This is a genomic window from Streptomyces sp. NBC_01549 (assembly GCF_026339955.1).
Classification (GTDB): Bacteria; Actinomycetota; Actinomycetes; order Streptomycetales; family Streptomycetaceae; genus Streptomyces.
This window is the reverse complement of sequence record NZ_JAPEPW010000001.1, coordinates 3,790,027-3,809,317: the sequence shown is the minus strand read 5'-3', so window position 1 is coordinate 3,809,317 and position 19,291 is coordinate 3,790,027. Positions and strand designations below refer to the sequence as shown.

The window sequence follows — 19,291 nt, the reverse complement described above, 5'->3', positions numbered from 1 at the left end:
AATAACTCTCATATGAGCGCACAAGGAACGGTAAGGGAGCGATCCGTGAGCCACGCCGGACGTGAGGCAGAGCCTGACAAGCGAATGTTGCGGCGAGGATTCCTCGCGGTGAGGAGCAGGTTGACACCCTACGACCTGCGGGAAGCCGCCGGAACCCTGGCCCTGCGGGCGCTGGAGCTGCCGGAGCTGGCGCGGGCGCGCACGGTGGCGGCGTACGTCTCCGTGGGGAGCGAGCCGGGCACCCTCGCACTCCTGGACGCGCTCCACGCGCGCGGGGTGCGCGTGCTGCTGCCCGTCCTGATGGCGGACAACGACCTGGACTGGGGCGCGTACGCCGGAGAGGGCTCCCTGGAGCGTGTCCAACACAGCGGCAGGATGGCCCTCTTGGAGCCGGCGGGCGAGCGATTCGGCCCCGAGGCCGTCCAGGAGGCGGACACCGTCCTGCTGCCCGGCCTGGCCGTGGACCGGCGCGGGATGCGCCTGGGGCGCGGCGGCGGCTCGTACGACCGCGTGCTGGCCCGTCTGGAGCGCGCGGGGGCCGATCCCGCGCTGGTGGTGCTGCTGTACGACGCGGAGGTCGTCGAGCGCGTCCCGGCGGAAGCGCACGACCGTCCCGTCCACGCGGTGGTGACGCCTTCGGGGGTGCGCCGCTTCGGCTGACGGAGCCCGGGTGCTGAAAGGGCCCTCCACGCGTGCGTGGAGGGCCCTTTCAGCTGTCGCCGTCAGTGGCTCACGGTCGCCGTCGAAGGCTCACGGCTTGAGCACCAGGGTGTCGCTCGTGCTCTTGTCGACCGCCTTGCCCGAGAAGGACCACGGCAGCAGTTCACCCTTGGCCCACTTGTCCGTCTGGTCGGTGTAGTGGGCGCTGTAGGCGTGCCCTGAGGCGCCGGAGAGGTTGATCCACTTCGACTTGTCGAAGTCGTCGAGGTTGACCACCATCCGCATGGAGGGCACCCAGACCACTCCGTAGCCGCCCGCGGCGTTCCAGCCGGTCGCGTTGACCGTCGCCTCGCCGCCGCTGAGCTTCCAGGGGCCGCGGTTGAGCATGTACTGCAGGACGCCGGGACCGTCGGTGCCCAGGGTCTGGTTCTTCAGGAACAGGCGGTGCAGCCGGCCCCAGCTCCAGGTGTCCATGTCCTTGCCGAGCTTGGCGGTCAGCTCCCAGCGGGCGTCCTTCATGGCCCGCCCGAACAGCTCGTCGCGGTTGTCGGCCGCCTTGTCCAAGCGCGTCTTGGGCGCCTTCCACCAGTCGTCGTTCTGGTCGTCGATGATCTTGCGGACCACCTCGAACCAGCGGTCGCCACCGTCCGGCTGCGCCTGGTCCGCCTCGCGCTGACCGCACTCACGCACGGTCTGGTTCTCGTCCGCGGGGCCGGTGGTGTCGACCGGGGCGACGTTCAGGCACTGGCCCTTGACCCGCAGCTCCTTGGGCAGCTTGTTGCCGAAGGCCAGCTTGAGGATGTTGCGCCAGGTCGCGTTGAAGTACGCGGCCGCCGCGGAGTCGGCGTCCTGGGTGTAATCCCAGCCCTCCAGCAGCTTCTGCGCGTCACGGACGTTCTTGTCGGGGACGTCGATCTTGAGCAGCTTGGGCACGATCAGCTTGGCGATCTCGCTGCTGTCGTCGAGCTGCATCTGACGCATGTCGTCCGTCGAGATCTTGCCGCCGCCCTTGGTCTTCGCCTCGATGAGGTCGGTGATCCGCTGGCTGCGCGTTCCGTAGCCCCAGTCCGTGGTGAGCGTGTAGGGGTACTTGTCCTTGTCGACGACCGCCTGGTTGGCGGTGACGATGTAGCCGCGCTTCGGGTCGTACTCGTAGGGCAGCTCGGACTGCTTGATGTAGCCGGTCCACGTGTACTTGGGGTCCCAGCCGGGCGACGGGAGCGAGCCGTCGTCGCCCTTCGCCCGGGTCGGGATCTTGCCGGGCAGCTGGTAGCCGATGTGGTTGTCGGTGTCGGCGTAGATCAGGTTCTGCGAGGGCACGTCGAAGGACGCGGACGCCTTGCGGAACTCGGACCAGTTCGACGCCTTGTCCAGCTGGAAGACGGCGTCCATGGAGTTGCCCGGGTCCAGGGCGGTCCAGCGCAGCGCGATGGCGTAGCCGTCACCGCGGTCGGGCGCCCCGCTGTCGACGGTGGCCTTCTTGCCGACCTTGACCAGTTCGTCGTCGCGGTCGGAGAGCAGTGGCATGCCGTCCTTGGTCTCCCGGACGACGATCGTCTTGCTGGCGCCGCCCGCGACCTTGATCGTTTCCCTGCGGGTCGTGAAGGGCAGCACCTTGCCGTCGTACTCGTAGCCCTCGCCGGTGATCTTCTCCAGGTAGAGGTCGGTGACGTCGACCCCGGAGTTGGTCATGCCCCAGGCGATGTCCTGGTTGTGGCCGATGACCACGCCGGGCATGCCCGCGAAGGCGTAGCCGGAGACGTCGTACTGGCACTTGCTGGAGACGCTCGTGCAGTGCAGGCCCATCTGGTACCAGACCGAGGGCAGCGAGGCCGACAGGTGCGGGTCGTTGGCCAGCAGCGGCTTACCGGTGATGGTGTGCTCGCCTCCGACGACCCAGGAGTTCGAGCCGATGCCGTTGCCGTTCACGCCGACGGCGGTAGGCACGTTGTCGAGCACGTTGTAGAGCTTGGAGAGCTGGCTCTGCAGGCCGTTGGGTGCGGTGGCGTTCCCCGCGAGGCCGGTGCCCGACGTGGACTGCGTCCCGCCGCTCGTCGTCGTGCTGCTGCCCTGGACGTACGACCCGGTGACGCTGTCGTACTGGCCCTCCTGCGTGATCGTCTTGTTCCGGCTGTACGGGTACTCCGGGTACAGGTCGGCGATCTGCTTCGGGCCGAGACGGCTGGTCATCAGGGAGCGGTCGATCTCGTCCTGCATGTTGCCGCGCAGGTCCCAGGCCATCGCCTTCAGCCACGCGACCGAGTCGACCGGGGTCCACTCCTGGGGCTTGTAGTCGTTGGTGAAACCAAGGGCCGCGTACTCCAGGGAGATGTCCTTGCCGTCCTTGCCCTTCAGGTAGGCATTGACTCCCTTGGCGTACGCCTGGAGGTACTTCTTCGTGGAGGCCGACAGTTTCTTGTCGTACTCCTCCTTGGCGACCCGGTCCCAGCCCATCGTGCGCAGGAACTCGTCGTTCTTGACCTGGCTCGAGCCGAACATCTCGGAGAGCCGGCCCGAGGTCATGTGACGGCGGACGTCCATCTCGTAGAACCGGTCCTGCGCCTGGACGTAGCCCTGCGCCATGAACAGGTCCTCGTCGGACGAGGCATATATCTGTGGGATCCCGTTGCCGTCCCGCTTGACGTCCACGGGGCCTGACAGCCCCTCGAGCGTGAGGGAGCCCGTGGTCTGCGGGAAGGAGGCACGGACGGTACTGGCCCCCCAGTAGCCGCCATAGGCAACGCCTCCGAAGAGGGCCAGAACCAGGACGATCAGGAACAGTCGGGCCTTGCGCCCCTTCTTCCTGCCGGACTTGCCCGGCTTCTGGCCGGAAGAGGCGGTGGTGTTCGGGGGCATCGCTGTCCTTGCTGTCCTAACGCGAGCGGCAGGCGGTCCTGGAGTGCTGGAGCAACCATAGGCGCAGGGCCCGACGCGCCTTGACGCGGAGTCGGGTACCAGGGCGGACGAACGTTCGATCTCGACCCCTGGAGCGTCAAGAAAGCGTCAAGAGTTAGGTAAGGTAACGAAGTACTTGGACTCATGTACCGACTTCGGGTGTCCGGATCGACGTGCGCGGATCGACGCGATCGCCTCGATTCCACGTGTCGACATCGACGCGATCACATCGAATCGACGTGTTCACATCCACACGTTCGAATCCAGTGCCCGGATTGGCGAGAAGGGAACAGCCGCTGACTGTCCACCACCTCAACCAACTCCTGCTCGTCTGCTCGCTCGTTCTGCTCGTCGCGGTGGCAGCGGTTCGTATCTCTTCGCGCAGCGGGCTCCCCAGCCTGCTCGTCTACCTCGGCATCGGCATCGCCATGGGCCAGGACGGGGTCGGCAACGTCCACTTCAACAACGCCGAACTGACCCAGGTCATCGGGTACGCGGCCCTGGTCGTGATCCTCGCCGAGGGCGGTCTCGGCACGAAGTGGAAGGAAATCGAGCCGGCACTGCCCGCGGCCACCTCACTGGCACTGGTCGGCATCGCGGTGAGCGTCGGGGTGACGGCCACGGCCGCTCACTACCTGATCGGCCTGGAATGGCGGCAGGCGCTCATCATCGGCGCGGTGGTGTCCTCGACGGACGCGGCGGCCGTCTTCTCGGTGCTGCGGAAAGTACCCCTCCCCGCGCGCGTGACGGGCATCCTGGAGGCCGAGTCCGGCTTCAACGACGCCCCGGTGGTCATCCTCGTCGTCGCGTTCTGCACGGCGGGCCCCGTGGAGCACTGGTACGTGCTGCTGGGTGAGATAACCCTGGAGCTGGCCATCGGTGCGGCCATCGGCCTCGCGGTGGGCTGGCTCGGCTCCTGGGGGCTGCGGCACGTGGCACTGCCCGCCTCCGGCCTCTACCCGATCGCCGTGATGGCGATCGCGGTCACCGCGTACGCCGCGGGCGCGCTCGCGCAAGGCAGCGGCTTCCTCGCCGTCTACCTCGCGGCGATGATGCTCGGCAACGCCAAACTGCCGCACTGGCCCGCCACCCGAGGCTTCGCCGATGGGCTCGGCTGGATCGCCCAGATCGGCATGTTCGTCCTGCTCGGCCTGCTGGTCACCCCGCACGAGATGGGCGACGACATCGTGCCGGCCCTCGTCATCGGCCTGGTGCTCACCATGGTGGCGCGCCCGCTGAGCGTCGTGGTCAGCCTGCTGCCCTTCCGGATTCCGTGGCAGGAGCAGACGCTGCTGTCCTGGGCGGGCCTGCGCGGCGCCGTACCCATCATCCTGGCGACCATCCCGATGGTGAACGGCATCGCGGAGAGCCGCCGGATCTTCAACATCGTCTTCGTCCTGGTCGTCGCCTACACCCTCATCCAGGGCCCCACGCTGCCCTGGCTGGCCCGGACACTGCGCCTGGGCGAGTCCGAGGGCCCCGCCGACCTCGGGATCGAATCGGCGCCCCTGGAGCGACTGCGCGGCCATCTGCTGTCCGTCGCGATCCCGGAGGGCTCCCGCATGCACGGCGTGGAGGTGGCCGAACTGCGCATGCCCTCGGGGGCCGCCGTCACCCTCGTCGTGCGCGACGGAACGTCCTTCGTGCCGCTGCCCACGACCGTCCTGCGACGCGGTGACGAACTGCTCGTGGTGGCCACCGACCCGGTCCGGGACGCGGCCGAGCGACGGCTGCGCGCGGTGGGCCAGGGCGGCAAACTGGCGAGCTGGCTGGGCCTGCCGGGCAACGGCACCGGACCACACTCCCGACATTCCGGACAGTGAACGGGACACGAAGAGGCGATGTGCATTCACAGGCGAACACCGCCATGGTGCTCACTTTCACAGGCACCGCAGCGCTCACCCCTGTACGATGAAGGCACACCTTGATCGAACCAACTCTGCCTGAAGCAGAGCTGGCGCGACCGTATGGCGGTCGTGACGCCCTCGCAGTGGGCGGCGCGGCATCTACCGCAGTTCCGCGCAAGAGGACAGCTCTCGGCGCCCGCCCGGCATAAGGGGTCGCGCCACCAGGCGGCAGAAAGGCACGGGCCGTGGCATCCACGGTCACCTCCCGCCCCGGGTACGGACAGCTGCTGCGAACCCGCGGCGCCTGGACGTTCCTGCTTCCCGGCTTCGCCGCACGTCAGCCCTTCGCGATGCTGACTCTCTCCCTCGTACTCCTCGTCCAGCACACCACCGGCTCGTACGGGGCCGCCGGCGCCGTCGCCGCCGTCACCGGCGTCTCCATGGCACTGTTCGCGCCCTTCACCGGCCGTCTCGCCGACCGCCACGGACAGCGGGCCGTCCTGCTGCCCGGCGTCCTGGTGCACGCCCTGGCAGGCTTCTCCCTGACGGCGCTGGCGCTGTCGGACGCCCCCTTGTGGGCCCTTTTCGTCGCCGCCGTGCCGACCGGCGCCTCGGTGCCCCAGGTCGGGCCCATGGTGCGTGCCCGCTGGGGCGTGAAGCTCCAGGACTCGCCCCTGATGACCACCGCGGCGGCCTTCGAGTCCGTGACGGACGAGCTGACCTTCGTGTTCGGCCCGCTGCTCGCCACGGCGCTGTGCACCGCCGTGCACCCGGCCGCGGGCCTGCTGACCGAGGCCGGGCTGACCCTGATCGGCGGTCTCCTCTTCGCCGCGCAGAAGAGCACCCAGCCCGCTGTCGCGGCCGCCGGGCACACACGCGTGGAGCACGGTTCCGCGCTGCGGGTCCCCGGAGTGCGCGTGCTGATCGTGACCTTCCTGGGCATCGGCTCCGTCTTCGGCGGTATGCAGGTCTCGCTCGCCGCGTTCAGCGAGTCGATCGGCGAGCCCGGTCTGAACGGCGTCCTGTACGGCGTCTTCGCCGCGGGCAACATGCTCTCCGGCGTCGTCTGCGGCGCCGTCGCCTGGAAGGTGGCCCCGCGGCGGCGGCTCGTCATCGGCTACGCCGCCCTGACGCTCGCCGCGTCCGGACTGTGGACCGCGCACTCCGTGGTCGTGCTCGCCGGCATCGGCCTCCTGGTCGGCATGTGCATCGCTCCGTCCCTGATCACCGGCTACACGCTGGTCGAGGGCCTGGTCCCGGCGGGCGCCCGCACCGAGGCCTTCACCTGGCTGACCGGCGCCGTCGCGCTCGGCCAGGCGGCGGCCGTCACGGTCGCGGGACAGCTGGAGGACCACTTGTGGGACGGTGCCGGATTCCTGGTGCCGATGGCCGGTACGGCACTGGCGCTCGCGACCCTGCTGGCCCTGCGCTCACGGCTGACAACACGGCCCACCGAACGCACCGTCGCACGTGGCGTCGGTCACCGAGTGCCGGTGACAGTGGACTGATCTCGCGGAATACGTCAGTATGGACTGTCGTTAGCACTCACTGAGTGAGAGTGCCAGGAGGAAGACAAGTGCCGACCTACCAGTACCAGTGCACCGAGTGTGGCGAGGGCCTCGAGGCGGTGCAGAAGTTCACCGACGATGCCCTGACCGAGTGCCCCAACTGCGGTGGCCGCCTGAAGAAGGTGTTCTCGGCCGTCGGCATTGTCTTCAAGGGCTCCGGCTTCTACCGCAACGACAGCCGCGGCTCCTCGTCGAGCAGCTCGCCGGCGACCAAGCCGTCGACCCCTTCGACGTCGTCCTCGTCGTCGACGACCTCGTCGTCTTCGTCGGACTCGAAGTCGTCGAGCGCGAAGTCGTCGGGCAGCGGCTCGTCGAGCAGCAGCTCGGCCGCGTAGAACCCGAACAGCGGTCCGGCCGCGGCTCGGCCGCACAGGACTTTTCCCCGGGGACCCCGCCGTCGTACGACGGCGGGGTCCCCGGCGTTTTCGGAGGCAGTCCTTCGAAGCCAGCTACTGTGCTTGTCATGGCGAACGCAGAGATCGGTGTCATCGGTGGCTCGGGCTTCTACTCCTTCCTCGACGATGTGACCGAGATACAGGTCGATACCCCCTACGGGCCGCCGAGCGACTCCCTGTTCCTCGGCGAGATCGCCGGACGACGGGTCGCCTTCCTTCCCCGCCACGGCCGCGGCCACCATCTGCCGCCGCACCGCATCAACTACCGGGCCAACCTCTGGGCGCTGCGCTCCGTCGGCGCCCGGCAGGTCCTCGGGCCGTGCGCGGTGGGCGGGCTGCGGGCCCAGTACGGTCCGGGAACGCTGCTCGTGCCGGACCAGATGGTCGACCGTACGAAGACACGGACGCAGACGTTCTTCGACGGGCTGCCGCTGCCTGACGGCACCGTGCCGAACGTCGTGCACGTGTCCCTGGCCGACCCCTACTGCCCCGTCGGCCGCAAGGCCGCCCTCGAAGCGGCGCGCGGGCGCGACTGGGAGCCGGTGGACGGCGGCACGCTCGTGGTGGTCGAGGGGCCGCGGTTCTCCACCCGCGCCGAGTCGCTGTGGCACCAGGCGCAGGGCTGGTCCGTGGTGGGCATGACCGGCCACCCCGAGGCCGCGCTCGCCCGTGAACTCGAACTCTGCTACACCTCGTTGACCCTGGTCACCGACCTCGACGCGGGCGCGGAGGCCGGCGAGGGCGTCTCGCACGACGACGTGCTGAAGGTGTTCGCGGCGAACGTGGACCGGCTGCGGGACGTGCTGTACGACGTGGTGGCGGCACTGCCGGGGAACGGGACGCGGGACTGTCTGTGCACGAAGGCGCTGGGCGGCATGGATCCGGGGTTCGAGATGCCGTGACGGCGCCTGCCGACAGCTGCCGACTGGCGCCGACAGGCCCCGACGGGCGCCTCGGCGGGGCCTTCCCCCGTGTGGAACCTCCCGTTCGGGTGAGGGAGTTGTCCACAACCCGTCGGTAGTCCACCGGCGCCGACGGGTACCGTCGCGAGGCCTCATCGTGGGATCGCAAGCCGATCTCTCGTCGCAGGTGGTGGTCCCATGGCACAGCACGCTCCTCTTGTACGCCCGCTTGTACGCCCGCATGTACGCCCGCAGGACACGGATCTCGTACGGGCGCCGGGCATGGATCCTGTACGTCAGCGCGGCATGGATCCTGTAGGGCCGCCCGGCACGGATCCTGTGCGGCCGCCCGGCGTGGACACGCCTCCGATCTGCGAGGTGCCTCAGTTCGCCCCCGTGCACGTGCGCGGCGGACGGTACCGGCTGCGGCGCCTCACCCGGCACAAGCGGCGGGCCGTGGCCGCGGGGCTCGCCGTCACGGCGGCGGCCCTCGTGGCGGCGGGCCCAGGTGACGCCGGGCGGGCCCGGGGCCATCCGACGGGAGCTCCCCCGTCCACGTCCGCTTCCTCTCCTCTGTCCCCTTATCCCTCCCCCCTCCTCTCTCCTCGCTCTTCTTCCTCTTCCCTGCGGGGGCGGGGCGCGGTGGAGATGGTGGCGGCGCCGGTGCGGATCGCCGACGCGGCCACGGTGCGGCTGCTCAGGCCCGGCGACCGGGTCGACGTGATCGCGGCGGACGGTGGCAGCGAGGGACGCGTGGTCGCGGCCGGGGCACGGGTGGCCGAGGTCCCCGACTTCGCCGCCACCGAGACCGGAGCGCTGGTGGTGCTCTCCGTGCCCCGGGCGACGGCGGCGCGGCTCGCCGGCGCGGGCACCACCGCCCGGCTGGCGGTGACACTGTGCTGAGCGCCGCTCCGAACACAGTGCGGACTGCCGTCCTGGATATCGAATCGGTGTCAAGTCGCCAGATCGAGCCGCCTCGTTGGACAGGTCCGGCGTGCCCTGCCGTAGGTTGCGGAGCTGTTTGTTCCACAACTTGTGCAGAGGGGCCTCTTAGTCAGCGAGAAGAAGCAACCCGGTGTCCTGGAGGGCTTCAAGGCCTTTCTGATGCGGGGCAACGTCATCGACCTGGCGGTCGCGGTGGTCATCGGCGCGGCCTTCACCAACATCGTCAACTCGGTGGTGAAGGGCGTCATCAACCCGCTGGTGGGTGCGATCGGCACGCAGAACCTCGACAGTTACAGCTCCTGCATCAAGACCTGCACCGGCACTGGGGACACGGCTACAAGCGTCCGGATCCTGTGGGGCTCGGTGCTGGGCGCCACGCTCAGCTTCGTGATCACCGCGGCCGTCGTCTACTTCCTGATGGTCCTGCCGATGTCGAAGTTCCTGGCCCGGCACGCGGCCCGACAGAAGGCGAGGGAGGGCACCCAGGAGGTCATCGAGGTGTCCGAGCTGGAGGTGCTCAAGGAGATCCGCGACGCCCTTGTCGCCCAGCGCGCTTCGGGACGCAGCCAGTACTGACGACGGGGCCGACTCCGCAAGCTCGGGGTCGGCGTCGGGCGGCTCGGGCGGCGAGGCCCGGCGGTTCAGAGGTGGTGCGGCGGCTTCTCGTCGAGGAACCGCTTCAGGTCCGCCGCACTGTCACTCTCGCCGCCGGACTGTTCGCCCCATCCCCGGTCCGTGTCGTCCGAGGACTGCCGGTCCAGCGGGTCGTCAAAGATCAGCGCGGACTTCGGATCACGCGGTGCGGACGCGTCACGCGGTTCGGGGGTGGGGGCGGTACTCATGCGTCCCAGGGTACGCCGAGGGGCCTCCGGCCCATCCAGGCACGGCCGCGGACCCCAGCCGAGCAACCCGGACTCCTTTCTGCTGTGCTTGGCCCTATGACGTCCAGCACCACTCCCGAGCCCACCCCGACGCCCAGGACGGCCCGGCTCGGGCCCCTGCGCAGAATGACCGCCCGGAGCAGGGACGAGGAGCACCGCGTCGCATCGCCGCTGGAGCTCTTCTTCGACCTGTGCTTCGTCGTGGCCATCGCCCAGGCGGGCATGCAGCTGGTGCATGCCGTGGCGGCGGGACACGCGGGCGAGGGCATCCTCAACTACGCGATGATCTTCTTCTCGATCTGGTGGGCGTGGATGAACTTCACCTGGTTCTCCTCGGCCTACGACAACGACGACGCGCTCTACCGGGTCGTGACGCTGGTGCAGATCGCCGGTGTCCTGGTCCTCGCCGCCGGGGTGTCTCAGGCGTTCGAGCACCATGTGTACACGGCCGTCTGGCTCGGCTACGTGATCATGCGCTTCGCGTTGATCGCCCAGTGGCTGCGGGCGGCCCGCGGCGCTCAGGGCCCCGAGAAGACCATGGCGTTGCGGTACGCGGGCGGTGTGTTCCTGTGCCAGATCGGCTGGCTGGGGCTGCTGGTCCTGCCGCAGTCCGGGCGTCCCTGGGTGTTCCTGGTGATGGCGCTCGCCGAGATGTGCGTCCCGTTGTACGCGGAGAAGGACTTCGTCACCTCCTGGCATCCGCACCACGTCTCCGAGCGGTTCGGCCTGTTCACGATCATCGTGCTGGGCGAGACGATCGCCGCGTCGACGGTCGCCGTGAAGTCGGCGGTGGACGAGCACGACGCGCTGCGCGAGCTGTTGCCGATCGCCGCCGGCGGACTGCTGATCGTCTTCGCGGCCTGGTGGATCTACTTCGTGGTGCCCATCCACGGGCATCTGCGGTCCAACAGACAGTCGTTCCTGTGGGGCTACGGCCACTATCTGATCTTCTCGTCGGCGGCCGCGATCGGCGCGGGCCTGGAGGTCGCGGTCGAGGAGGCGGTGGGCAAGACACAGATCTCGACGCTCGCCGCGTCCGCCGCGGTGACACTGCCGACGGCGCTGTACTTCCTCACCGTGTGGCTGTTGCACGCGCGTCATTTCAAGGTGGGCATCGCACAGCAACTCGTCCTGCCGATGACGGCGTTGCTGGTGATCCTGTGCACCTTCCTGGGCAGCTGGGCGGTGCTCGCGGCGGGCATCGTGGCGGCGCTGTCGGTGGTGGTCGGGCTGGCCCTGACGGCACGGACGGGCACGGGAGAGGGGGCGGGGACCGCGGATCGGGAAACACTGGAGGCATGACAGTTGACGCTCTGACGGATGTCGCGGGGCTGCGCGTGGGACACGCGACGCGTACCGGCGACGGTTGGCTCACCGGCACCACGGTCGTGCTCGCCCCTGCGGGCGGCGCCGTCGCGGCCGTGGACGTACGCGGCGGCGGCCCCGGCACCAAGGAGACCGACGCGCTCGACCCGCGCAACCTGGTGCAGAAGGTGGAAGCGGTCGTACTGACCGGCGGCAGCGCGTACGGGCTGGACTCCGCGTCCGGGGTGATGGCCTGGTTGGAGGAGCGCGGCCGCGGGGTGCGGGTGGGCCCCGATCCGGCGCACGTGGTGCCGGTCGTGCCCGCCGCCTGCGTCTTCGACCTGGGCCGCGGCGGCGACTTCGGGGCGAGGCCGGACGCGGCCACGGGCCGGACCGCGGTCGAGGCGGCCGACGCGAGCGCGCCGGGCGCGCCGGTGCCGGAGGGGTGCGTGGGCGCCGGGACGGGGGCGACGGTCGGGCCGATCAAGGGCGGGGTCGGGACGGCGAGCGCCGTGCTCGACTCGGGGATCACGGTGGCCGCGCTGGTGGTGGCCAACGCGGCGGGTTCGGCGGTGGATCCGCAGACGGGGGTGTTGTACGGGGAGTTGCTGCGAGACGGCCGTACGGCGTATCCCTCCGCCGAGGTCCACGAGGCGGCGCGGAAACGGCTCGCCGAGGCCGCCGCGAAGAACGCGCCTCCGCCGCTGAACACCACGCTCGCCGTCGTCGCCACCGACGCCGACCTCACCCGCGCCCAGGCCCACAAGCTCGCCGGCACGGCACACGACGGCATCGCGCGCGCCGTCCGTCCGGTCCACCTCCTGAACGACGGCGACACGGTCTTCGCCCTGGCCACGGGTGCCCGTCCCCTCACCCCCGACAACCCCTTGGCCCTCAACGAGATCCTCGCGGCGGGCGCGGATCTGGTGACGCGGGCGATCGTCCGCGCGGTACGAGCGGCCGACCCGGTGGACGGACCTGGCGGGGTGTGGCCGTCGTACGGGGAGCTGTACGGGAGCGCCTAGTCCGTGACGGCGAGTGGCCTGCCGCCTCGGCCGACACCAAGTCGAGGCGGTGGAAAGGCGAGTTCGCCGGGGGACCGTCGGGGCATTGTCCCGGTTCTGTCACGCGATGGTGTTGGGCCGGGGACGGAGGGAACCCTTCGCGGCACCGCTCGCTCTTTTCCCACGCACTGGAGCGGATCACGCACATCACGAGAAACTGGAGCAGCCCGTGGCAACGCCGAACATGACAGCGCGGCGCGCACTGGGTGCCTGTGCCGCCCTGATGGTCGGCGCCCTCACCCTGACCGGCTGCGGTGGCAATGCCAACGCCGACACCGACACCAACAGTGGCAAGGGCGGCGGCAACTCGGCCAAGACGTCCACGGCGAAGATCGCCATCTCGGCCAAGGACGGCTCGACGGACGCGTCCATCAACGCGACCGGCGTGAAGGTCAGCGACGGCAAGCTGACGGACGTGAAGATGACGGTGTCGGGGTCCGAGACGGCGGTGCCGGGGGCGATCACCGCGGACGGGACCGGCTGGAAGCCGACGGCGCAGTTGGAGCGCGGGACGAAGTACCAGATCTCGGCGACCGCGAAGGACGCGAGCGGACGTACGGCCGCCGCCAACTCCATCTTCACGACGGTCTCCTCGAGCAACAGCTTCATCGGCACGTACACGCCCGACAACGGCACCACGGTCGGCGTCGGAATGCCGGTGTCGTTCAACTTCGACAAGGTGATCAGCAACCAGAAGGCCGTGCAGTCGCACATCACGGTCACCTCCAGCAGCGGGCAGCAGGTGGCCGGGCACTGGTTCGGGGCGCAGCGGCTCGACTTCCGGCCCGAGGAGTACTGGAAGGCCGGTTCCAAGGTCACGATGAAGATCGACCTGGACGGCGTCGAGGGCGCGAACGGCGTCTTCGGGGTGCAGAAGAAGACGGTCACCTTCACCATCGGCCGCTCCCAGGTCTCCACGGTCGACGTCGACACGCAGACCATGACGGTCGTGCGCGACGGCAAGACGTTCAAGACGGAGCCGATCTCGGCGGGTAGCCCGGAGCACACCACGTACAACGGGCAGATGGTGATCTCCGAGAAGTTCGTCCAGACGCGGATGAACGGCTCGACGGTGGGCTACGGCGGCGAGTACGACATCCCTGACGTGCCGCACGCGATGCGACTGACGTCCTCGGGGACGTTCATTCACGGCAACTACTGGTACAACCGCGGGAACCCGCCCTTCGGGCAGCAGGGCACCAGCCACGGCTGCGTCGGTCTTGCCGATGTGCAGGGCGCGCAGGGGGACACCAGCGCGAAGTGGTTCTACGACAACTCCCTGGTCGGAGATGTCATAGTGGTGAAGAACTCGCCCGACAAGACCGTCTCGCCGGACAACGGACTGAACGGCTGGAACATGTCCTGGAGTGCGTGGACCGCGGGAAGTACGGTCTGACCTGGGGCTGTCTACGTCTCGGCGGGCCGCGCGGGAACTCGCCGCGTGGCCCGCTCGTTTTCTGTCCGTACGTTTTCTCGGTTCACAAGAATGATGTCCGACCGAGGGGCTACGGTATGCACCCACAAGGTGACATGCAGCAACGCCGGGAGAAGCCTTGAGCGTTCCGTACGAGACAGCAGCGTACGAACCCCCCGAGTCGCCCGAGTCTCCGGAGGAGCACCTCGAGCGGCTCCTCGGCCGTGCCCTGAACTCCTTCGAGCTGCCCGACGAGACGATAAGGCGGCTCGACTGCGCGCTGGCGCAGGACAGTTCGTTGCACTCCGCGCACCACAGCGCGGGGCTGCACCGCGAAACGTATCGGCACACCTGGCTGCTCGCCGACGGCTCGGCGGTCACGTTGTGGGAGCTCGTGCACAACACGGCGCTCGGGAGTGAGCCGCAGCACGAGGTGTACGTCGACGAGGAGGAGCTGCGCGCCGCCACGGCCCGGCTGCCGCTGCCGCCGGACGCGCCGGATTTCGAACTGCCCGTGATGGTCCATCTGTCGCCGATCCCCGAGCCGCAGCACGTCTACCTGACCGACGACTCGGCGGATCACGCGCGGCGGTTGCTGCGGCGGGCGGAGAACACCGACCGGCCGGGCCCCGACATCACGACGCCGCTGCTGCGCACGGCGTTCGCGCACCAGATCACCCAGGCCTTCGGGCGCCCCTGCCGGGCGGGCCAGGTCGGGCTGTGCTTCTCGCTCTACGAGCACGCGTTCCTGCTCCGCGACGGCCAGAAGATCTCCCTGTGGGAGGTCGAGCACACGGCGACGCCGGACGGCCGGCACATGTGCGAGGTCTATCCGACGGAGCACGCCGCACGGGCCGCCATGGAACGCCGGGCGGCGCGGCTCGCCTAGGACCTGGCCGGTCAATCACGGCGGAGAGGCCGTGGAGCCCGACCTGTCGAACCGAGCCCCGCCCGTCAGGGGCGGCTGTCGCTGAACTGGCGTACCAGGCCGGCGAAGGCGGCGCGTTCCTCGGGGGTGAGTTCCACGGACTCCGCGACGGGGCCGGAGCGGCGCTGACGGGGCAGGGCGCGGAGCACCTGCCCGTGGTGGCGTACGGCGGCCCCGGCGCGGGCGCGGCGCAGGAGGCGGGACAGGCCGACGACCCAGATGACGGTCGCGAGGGTGAGGACGGCCACGCCCATCAGCTGGAGGATCGGCACATGCTCAGGCATACGCTCCAGTAGACACCACGGTCCGGGGCTTTGGCCCCGGACCGTGACGTATCTCGCAGATGCCCTAAAAGGGCGAGTAGTTGGCCGTTCAGGCCGCGACCGGCTCCTTGGGGTCGACCTTCGTCGCTGTCGCGGCGTCGGCGACCCCCGTACCGGCACCCTCGGGGGCCTGCTTGCGCATGCCCTTCAGGAGGACCACCAGGGCGGCGCTGACGCAGACACCGGCCGCGATGGCGATCAGGTAGAGGAAGGGGTTGCCGATCAGCGGGACCACGAAGATGCCGCCGTGCGGGGCCCGCAGTGTGGCGTCGAAGACCATCGACAGGGAGCCGGTGACCGCGCCGCCGACCATGGCGGACGGAATGACGCGCAGCGGGTCGGCAGCCGCGAACGGGATCGCGCCCTCCGAGATGAAGGAGGCGCCGAGCACCCAGGCCGCCTTGCCGTTCTCCCGCTCGGTCTGCGTGAAGAGCTTGCCGCGCACGGTCGTGGCGAGCGCCATGGCCAGCGGCGGAACCATGCCCGCCGCCATCACGGCCGCCATGATCTTCATCGCCGAGTCACTGGGGTTCGCGACCGCGATACCGGCCGTGGCGAAGGTGTAGGCGACCTTGTTGACCGGACCACCGAGGTCGAAGCACATCATCAGGCCGAGCAGCGCGCCGAGCAGGACGGCGTTGGTGCCGGTGAGGCCGTTGAGCCAGTCGGTCATGCCCTTCTGCGCGGAGGCGATGGGCTTGCCGATGACCACGAACATCAGGAATCCGACGATCGCCGCCGAGATCAGCGGGATCACCACCACCGGCATGATGCCGCGCAACGCCGCCGGGATCTTCACCTTCTGGATCCCGATCACCACACCACCGGCGATGAGACCGGCGGCCAGACCGCCGAGGAAGCCCGCGTTGATGGTGAGGGAGATCGCGCCGCCGACGAAGCCGGGCACGAGGCCTGGCCGGTCCGCCATGCCGTAGGCGATGTAGCCGGCCAGGACCGGGACGAGGAAGCCGAAGGAGACGACGCCGATCTGGAAGAACAGCGCGCCCCAGCTGTCCGCCTGGGTCCACATGAAGTGGTCCATGACCGACGGTGCCTTGTTGACCGTGTAGCCGCCGATCGCGAACCCGAGGGCGATCAGCAGACCGCCCGCGGCGACGAACGGGACCATGTAGCTGACGCCGGACATCAGCCACTTGCGGAGCTTGGTGCCGTATCCCTCGGCGGAGTCGCCGGAACGCTCCACCGGCGTACCGGGCGCGGAGCCCGCGCTGACCTCGCCGCGCGCGGCCTTGCCACGCACCTCGGTGATCAGCTCGGCGGGCTTGTTGATGCCCGCCTTCACACCGACGTCGATGGTGGGCTTGCCGGCGAACCGGTCCTTGTCCCGTACGGGCACGTCGTGCGCGAAGATCACACCGTCCGCGGCCGCGATGACCGCCGGGTCGAGCCGGGTGAAGCCGGCCGAGCCCTGCGTCTCGACGACGAGCTCGACGCCCGCCTCGCGGCCCGCGTTCTCCAGCGACTCGGCCGCCATGTAGGTGTGCGCGATGCCGGTGGGGCAGGAGGTGACGGCGACGATCCGGAACGGACGCTCACTCGTGGTGGTACCCGTGGCGGTGTCGGCGGAGGCCGCCGCCGACACCGCCACGGAGTTCTGGGAGCCCTCGGCGGGCTCGGAGCCCTCGGGCGCGGTCGAGGCCGCGGCCGCCGGGGACTTGTCCCCGCGGATGAGCGCGGCCGCGGCCGCCGCGTCGTCCACGGCCCGCAGCGCGGACGTGAACTCGGCGTTCATGAGCTGACGGGCCAGCGCCGACAGGATCGTCAGATGCGCGTCGTCGGCGCCCGCCGGGGCGGCGATCAGGAAGATCAGGTCGGCGGGGCCGTCCGGCGCGCCGAAGTCGATCCCGGCCGCGCTGCGCCCGAAGCCGAGCGTCGGCTCGGTGACGTGTTCGCTGCGGCAGTGCGGGATGCCGATCCCGCCGTCGAGGCCGGTGGGCATCTGGGCCTCGCGGGCGGCCACATCGGCGAGGAAGCCTTCGAGGTCGGTCACCCGCCCCAGGGTCACCATGCGCTCGGCGAGGGCGCGTGCCGCCGCCTCTTTGGTCTCGGCGGACAGGTCGAGATCGACCAGGTCCGCGGTGATCATCTCGCTCATCGCGGGCTCCTTCGCACGCGTATCGCCCGGGGGAAGTGGGCGGGGGTGGGGACGGGGGTGCCGCACTCGGGGAGGGCGGGGTCTATGGGAGTGGCGGAGGCGGGGCCGGGGAAACCCCGCCTCATCAGGGCCTGTTCAGGGGGTGCGGCCGCGGCGGCACCGGTCGTCAGGACAGCTGGGTTCGTCATGACACGGGCTCCGTGAGTACGCGGTCCGCGGGGACCTCCGACGTGACGGTCACGGCGGAGGGGTCTAGGTCGGCCGGGCCCGGCATCACACTGCCGGGCAGCTGTACGGCCGCGGCGCCGTGGGCGACGGCGGAGGCGAGGGCCTCCGGGCCGCGGCCGCCGGCGATCAGGAAACCGGCGAGGGAGGAGTCGCCGGCGCCCACGTTGCTGCGTACCGCATCCACCCGTGCGCTGCCGAACCAGGCGCCCGAGCCGTCCACGAGCAGCTGTCCGTCCGCGCCGAGGCTCGCGAGCACGGCGTCGGCGCCCATCTCACGCAGTTCCTCGGCGGCCTTGACCGCGTCACCGACGGTGGCAAGGGGGCGCCCGACGGCTTCGGCGAGCTCCTCGGCGTTGGGCTTCACCACGTCGGGCCGCTCGCGCAGCGCCGCGAGCAGCGCGGGGCCGGAGGTGTCGAGCGCGATCCGGGCGCCGGCCGCGTGGGCGCGGGCGACGAGGTCGGCGTACCAGGAAGGACCGAGTCCGCGCGGCAGGCTGCCGCAGCAGGTGATCCAGTCGGTGTCGCCGAAACGATACTGCTGACGCACCGTCTCGAGGAGCAGCTCCGCCTCGGCGGCGGTGAGCTCGGGCCCGGGGGCGTTGATCTTGGTGAGCGTGCCGTCCGGCTCGGCGACCGAGATGTTCGAACGGGTGGCTCCGGCGACCGGGACCGGCGCGACCTCGATGCCCTGCGCGTGGAGCAGCTCGGCGACGAGCGCGCCGGGCGCGCCGCCCAGCGGCAGTACGGCGACCGTACGCTGCCCCGCCGCCGCGACCGCGCGCGAGACGTTCACACCCTTGCCGCCCGGGTCCACGCGTTCGCCGGTGGCCCGGATGACCTCACCGCGGTCGAGCGACGGAACCTCGTACGTACGGTCGAGGGAGGGGTTGGGGGTGACGGTGAGGATCATGCGCGCACTACTTCCGTGCCACCGCGCTCGATGTCGGTGGCGTCTTCGGGGCTCAGCCCGCTGTCGGTGATCAGCAGGTCCACGTCGCTCAGGTCGCCGAAGCGGGCGAAGTGCTCCTGGCCGTGCTTGGAGGAGTCGGCGAGCAGCACCACGCGGCGCGCGGCACGGATGGCCGCGCGCTTCACGGCGGCCTCGGCGAGGTCGGGGGTGGTCAGTCCGTGCTGGGCGGAGAAGCCGTTGGCCGCGACGAACAGGACGTCGGCGCGGATCTCGGCGTACGCACGCAGCGCCCAGGCGTCCACGGCGGCGCGCGTACGGTGCCGGACGCGCCCTCCGACCAGGTGGAGCTGGATGCCTGGGTGGTCCGCGAGGCGTGCCGCGATCGGCAGGCTGTGCGTGACGACGGTGAGCGTCGCCTCCAGCGGAAGGTCCCCGGCGAGCCGGGCGATCGTACTGCCCGCGTCGAGGATCATCGTGCCCTCGTCCGGCAGCTCGGCGACCGCGGCCTGTGCGATGCGGTCCTTCTCGTCGGCCGCGGTGGACTCGCGCTCGGCGAGATCGGGCTCGAAGTCCAGCCGCCCGGCCGGTATGGCACCGCCGTGCACCCGCCGCAGGAGTCCCGCGCGGTCGAGGGCCTTCAGGTCGCGGCGGATGGTCTCCGCGGTGACCTGGAACTCCTCGGCCAGCGAGAGCACGTCCACCCGACCGCCGTCACGGGCGAGCCGGAGAATCTCCTGCTGCCGCTCCGGTGCGTACATGTCCGTTCGCCTCCGATTACTGTGCGGCCGATGCCCGAACTTGTGGTTTCAGTCGGGAGGCTACGCCCGGATTTCCGGAAAGTAAACAGGTTCGGGCCCCAGGTGGACACAAACGGGCATCGCGGTGAGCCTCTCCCCCGCTCGTTCCGGCC

The 19,291-nt window shown here is 70.1% G+C and carries 18 protein-coding genes; 12 read left to right on the top strand and 6 right to left on the bottom strand.

Annotation, left to right across the window (positions count from 1 at the left end; all coding sequences use genetic code 11):
- Positions 1–84 precede the first annotated feature (84 nt).
- Positions 85–660 (top strand): 5-formyltetrahydrofolate cyclo-ligase, encoded by a 576-nt coding sequence (locus OG819_RS17060; protein ID WP_266634405.1) that lies wholly within the window; start codon positions 85–87, stop codon positions 658–660.
- 90 nt (positions 661–750) lie between these two features.
- On the opposite strand, the gene OG819_RS17055 is transcribed toward OG819_RS17060, so the two are convergent.
- Positions 751–3,516 carry a penicillin acylase family protein gene (locus tag OG819_RS17055; protein WP_266650203.1) on the bottom strand — a complete coding sequence of 922 codons (2,766 nt, stop codon included), beginning with the start codon at positions 3,514–3,516 and terminating at the stop codon, positions 751–753.
- A 314-nt stretch (positions 3,517–3,830) separates the two neighbouring features.
- On the opposite strand from OG819_RS17055, the gene OG819_RS17050 reads away from it, so the two are divergent.
- The 7 genes from OG819_RS17050 to mscL all read left to right on the top strand — a co-directional run bounded on the left by OG819_RS17050 (position 3,831) and on the right by mscL (position 9,788).
- Positions 3,831–5,378: a potassium/proton antiporter gene (locus OG819_RS17050; protein WP_266650201.1), complete on the top strand. Its 1,548-nt coding sequence runs from the start codon at positions 3,831–3,833 to the stop codon at positions 5,376–5,378.
- Between the two features lie 269 nt (positions 5,379–5,647).
- Positions 5,648–6,910: an MFS transporter gene (locus OG819_RS17045; protein ID WP_266650200.1), complete on the top strand. Its 1,263-nt coding sequence runs from the start codon at positions 5,648–5,650 to the stop codon at positions 6,908–6,910.
- A gap of 68 nt (positions 6,911–6,978) precedes the next feature.
- Entirely contained in the window at positions 6,979–7,305 is a 327-nt protein-coding gene (locus tag OG819_RS17040) for an FmdB family zinc ribbon protein (protein WP_266583003.1), read from the top strand.
- A 128-nt stretch (positions 7,306–7,433) separates the two neighbouring features.
- A complete protein-coding gene (locus OG819_RS17035; RefSeq protein ID WP_266583005.1) occupies positions 7,434–8,267 on the top strand; it encodes an S-methyl-5'-thioadenosine phosphorylase in 834 nt (277 codons plus the stop codon).
- A 157-nt stretch (positions 8,268–8,424) separates the two neighbouring features.
- On the top strand, positions 8,425–8,586 hold the full coding sequence (locus OG819_RS17030; protein ID WP_266652950.1) for a hypothetical protein: 162 nt from the start codon (positions 8,425–8,427) through the stop codon (positions 8,584–8,586).
- Entirely contained in the window at positions 8,574–9,170 is a 597-nt protein-coding gene (locus OG819_RS17025) for a hypothetical protein (protein WP_266634407.1), read from the top strand. Before OG819_RS17030 ends, OG819_RS17025 begins: the two co-directional genes overlap by 13 nt.
- Positions 9,171–9,302: 132 nt before the next feature.
- Positions 9,303–9,788 carry a large conductance mechanosensitive channel protein MscL gene (gene mscL, locus OG819_RS17020; protein ID WP_266650194.1) on the top strand — a complete coding sequence of 162 codons (486 nt, stop codon included), beginning with the start codon at positions 9,303–9,305 and terminating at the stop codon, positions 9,786–9,788.
- Positions 9,789–9,853: 65 nt separating this feature from the next.
- Here mscL and OG819_RS17015 read toward each other — a convergent pair whose 3' ends face one another.
- Positions 9,854–10,054: a hypothetical protein gene (locus OG819_RS17015; protein WP_266433765.1), complete on the bottom strand. Its 201-nt coding sequence runs from the start codon at positions 10,052–10,054 to the stop codon at positions 9,854–9,856.
- Between the two features lie 96 nt (positions 10,055–10,150).
- On the opposite strand from OG819_RS17015, the gene OG819_RS17010 reads away from it, so the two are divergent.
- The 4 genes from OG819_RS17010 to OG819_RS16995 all read left to right on the top strand — a co-directional run bounded on the left by OG819_RS17010 (position 10,151) and on the right by OG819_RS16995 (position 14,765).
- A complete protein-coding gene (locus tag OG819_RS17010; protein ID WP_266625363.1) occupies positions 10,151–11,395 on the top strand; it encodes a low temperature requirement protein A in 1,245 nt (414 codons plus the stop codon).
- Positions 11,392–12,423 carry a P1 family peptidase gene (locus tag OG819_RS17005; RefSeq protein ID WP_266625365.1) on the top strand — a complete coding sequence of 344 codons (1,032 nt, stop codon included), beginning with the start codon at positions 11,392–11,394 and terminating at the stop codon, positions 12,421–12,423. The genes OG819_RS17010 and OG819_RS17005 overlap by 4 nt, the downstream gene beginning before the upstream one ends.
- A gap of 208 nt (positions 12,424–12,631) precedes the next feature.
- On the top strand, positions 12,632–13,858 hold the full coding sequence (locus OG819_RS17000) for an Ig-like domain-containing protein (RefSeq protein WP_266625367.1): 1,227 nt from the start codon (positions 12,632–12,634) through the stop codon (positions 13,856–13,858).
- Between the two features lie 157 nt (positions 13,859–14,015).
- Entirely contained in the window at positions 14,016–14,765 is a 750-nt protein-coding gene (locus tag OG819_RS16995) for a DUF6227 family protein (protein ID WP_266650192.1), read from the top strand.
- A 65-nt stretch (positions 14,766–14,830) separates the two neighbouring features.
- On the opposite strand, the gene OG819_RS16990 is transcribed toward OG819_RS16995, so the two are convergent.
- From OG819_RS16990 to OG819_RS16975, 4 genes are all read right to left on the bottom strand, one after another.
- Entirely contained in the window at positions 14,831–15,088 is a 258-nt protein-coding gene (locus OG819_RS16990; protein ID WP_266433754.1) for a hypothetical protein, read from the bottom strand.
- A gap of 88 nt (positions 15,089–15,176) precedes the next feature.
- Positions 15,177–17,243 (bottom strand): fructose-specific PTS transporter subunit EIIC, encoded by a 2,067-nt coding sequence (locus tag OG819_RS16985; protein ID WP_266625369.1) that lies wholly within the window; start codon positions 17,241–17,243, stop codon positions 15,177–15,179.
- Positions 17,244–17,427: 184 nt separating this feature from the next.
- Positions 17,428–18,381 (bottom strand): 1-phosphofructokinase, encoded by a 954-nt coding sequence (gene pfkB / locus OG819_RS16980; RefSeq protein ID WP_266433748.1) that lies wholly within the window; start codon positions 18,379–18,381, stop codon positions 17,428–17,430.
- Positions 18,378–19,139, bottom strand: coding sequence for a DeoR/GlpR family DNA-binding transcription regulator (locus tag OG819_RS16975; RefSeq protein ID WP_266433746.1), 762 nt, complete (start codon positions 19,137–19,139; stop codon positions 18,378–18,380). The genes pfkB and OG819_RS16975 overlap by 4 nt, the downstream gene beginning before the upstream one ends.
- Positions 19,140–19,291: the final 152 nt, after the last annotated feature.

Bases quoted from the DNA above. Each gene is read 5' to 3' on its own strand.
- OG819_RS17005 (WP_266625365.1), top strand. From the start codon at position 11,392: ATGACAGTTGACGCTCTGACGGATGTCGCGGGGCTGCGCGTGGGACAC.
- pfkB (WP_266433748.1), bottom strand. From the start codon at position 18,381: ATGATCCTCACCGTCACCCCCAACCCCTCCCTCGACCGTACGTACGAG.
- OG819_RS17055 (WP_266650203.1), bottom strand. From the start codon at position 3,516: ATGCCCCCGAACACCACCGCCTCTTCCGGCCAGAAGCCGGGCAAGTCC.
- OG819_RS16975 (WP_266433746.1), bottom strand. From the start codon at position 19,139: ATGTACGCACCGGAGCGGCAGCAGGAGATTCTCCGGCTCGCCCGTGAC.
- OG819_RS17010 (WP_266625363.1), top strand. From the start codon at position 10,151: ATGACGTCCAGCACCACTCCCGAGCCCACCCCGACGCCCAGGACGGCC.
- OG819_RS17025 (WP_266634407.1), top strand. From the start codon at position 8,574: ATGGATCCTGTAGGGCCGCCCGGCACGGATCCTGTGCGGCCGCCCGGC.
- OG819_RS17060 (WP_266634405.1), top strand. From the start codon at position 85: ATGTTGCGGCGAGGATTCCTCGCGGTGAGGAGCAGGTTGACACCCTAC.
- OG819_RS17015 (WP_266433765.1), bottom strand. From the start codon at position 10,054: ATGAGTACCGCCCCCACCCCCGAACCGCGTGACGCGTCCGCACCGCGT.
- OG819_RS17035 (WP_266583005.1), top strand. From the start codon at position 7,434: ATGGCGAACGCAGAGATCGGTGTCATCGGTGGCTCGGGCTTCTACTCC.
- OG819_RS16985 (WP_266625369.1), bottom strand. From the start codon at position 17,243: ATGAGCGAGATGATCACCGCGGACCTGGTCGATCTCGACCTGTCCGCC.
- OG819_RS16990 (WP_266433754.1), bottom strand. From the start codon at position 15,088: ATGCCTGAGCATGTGCCGATCCTCCAGCTGATGGGCGTGGCCGTCCTC.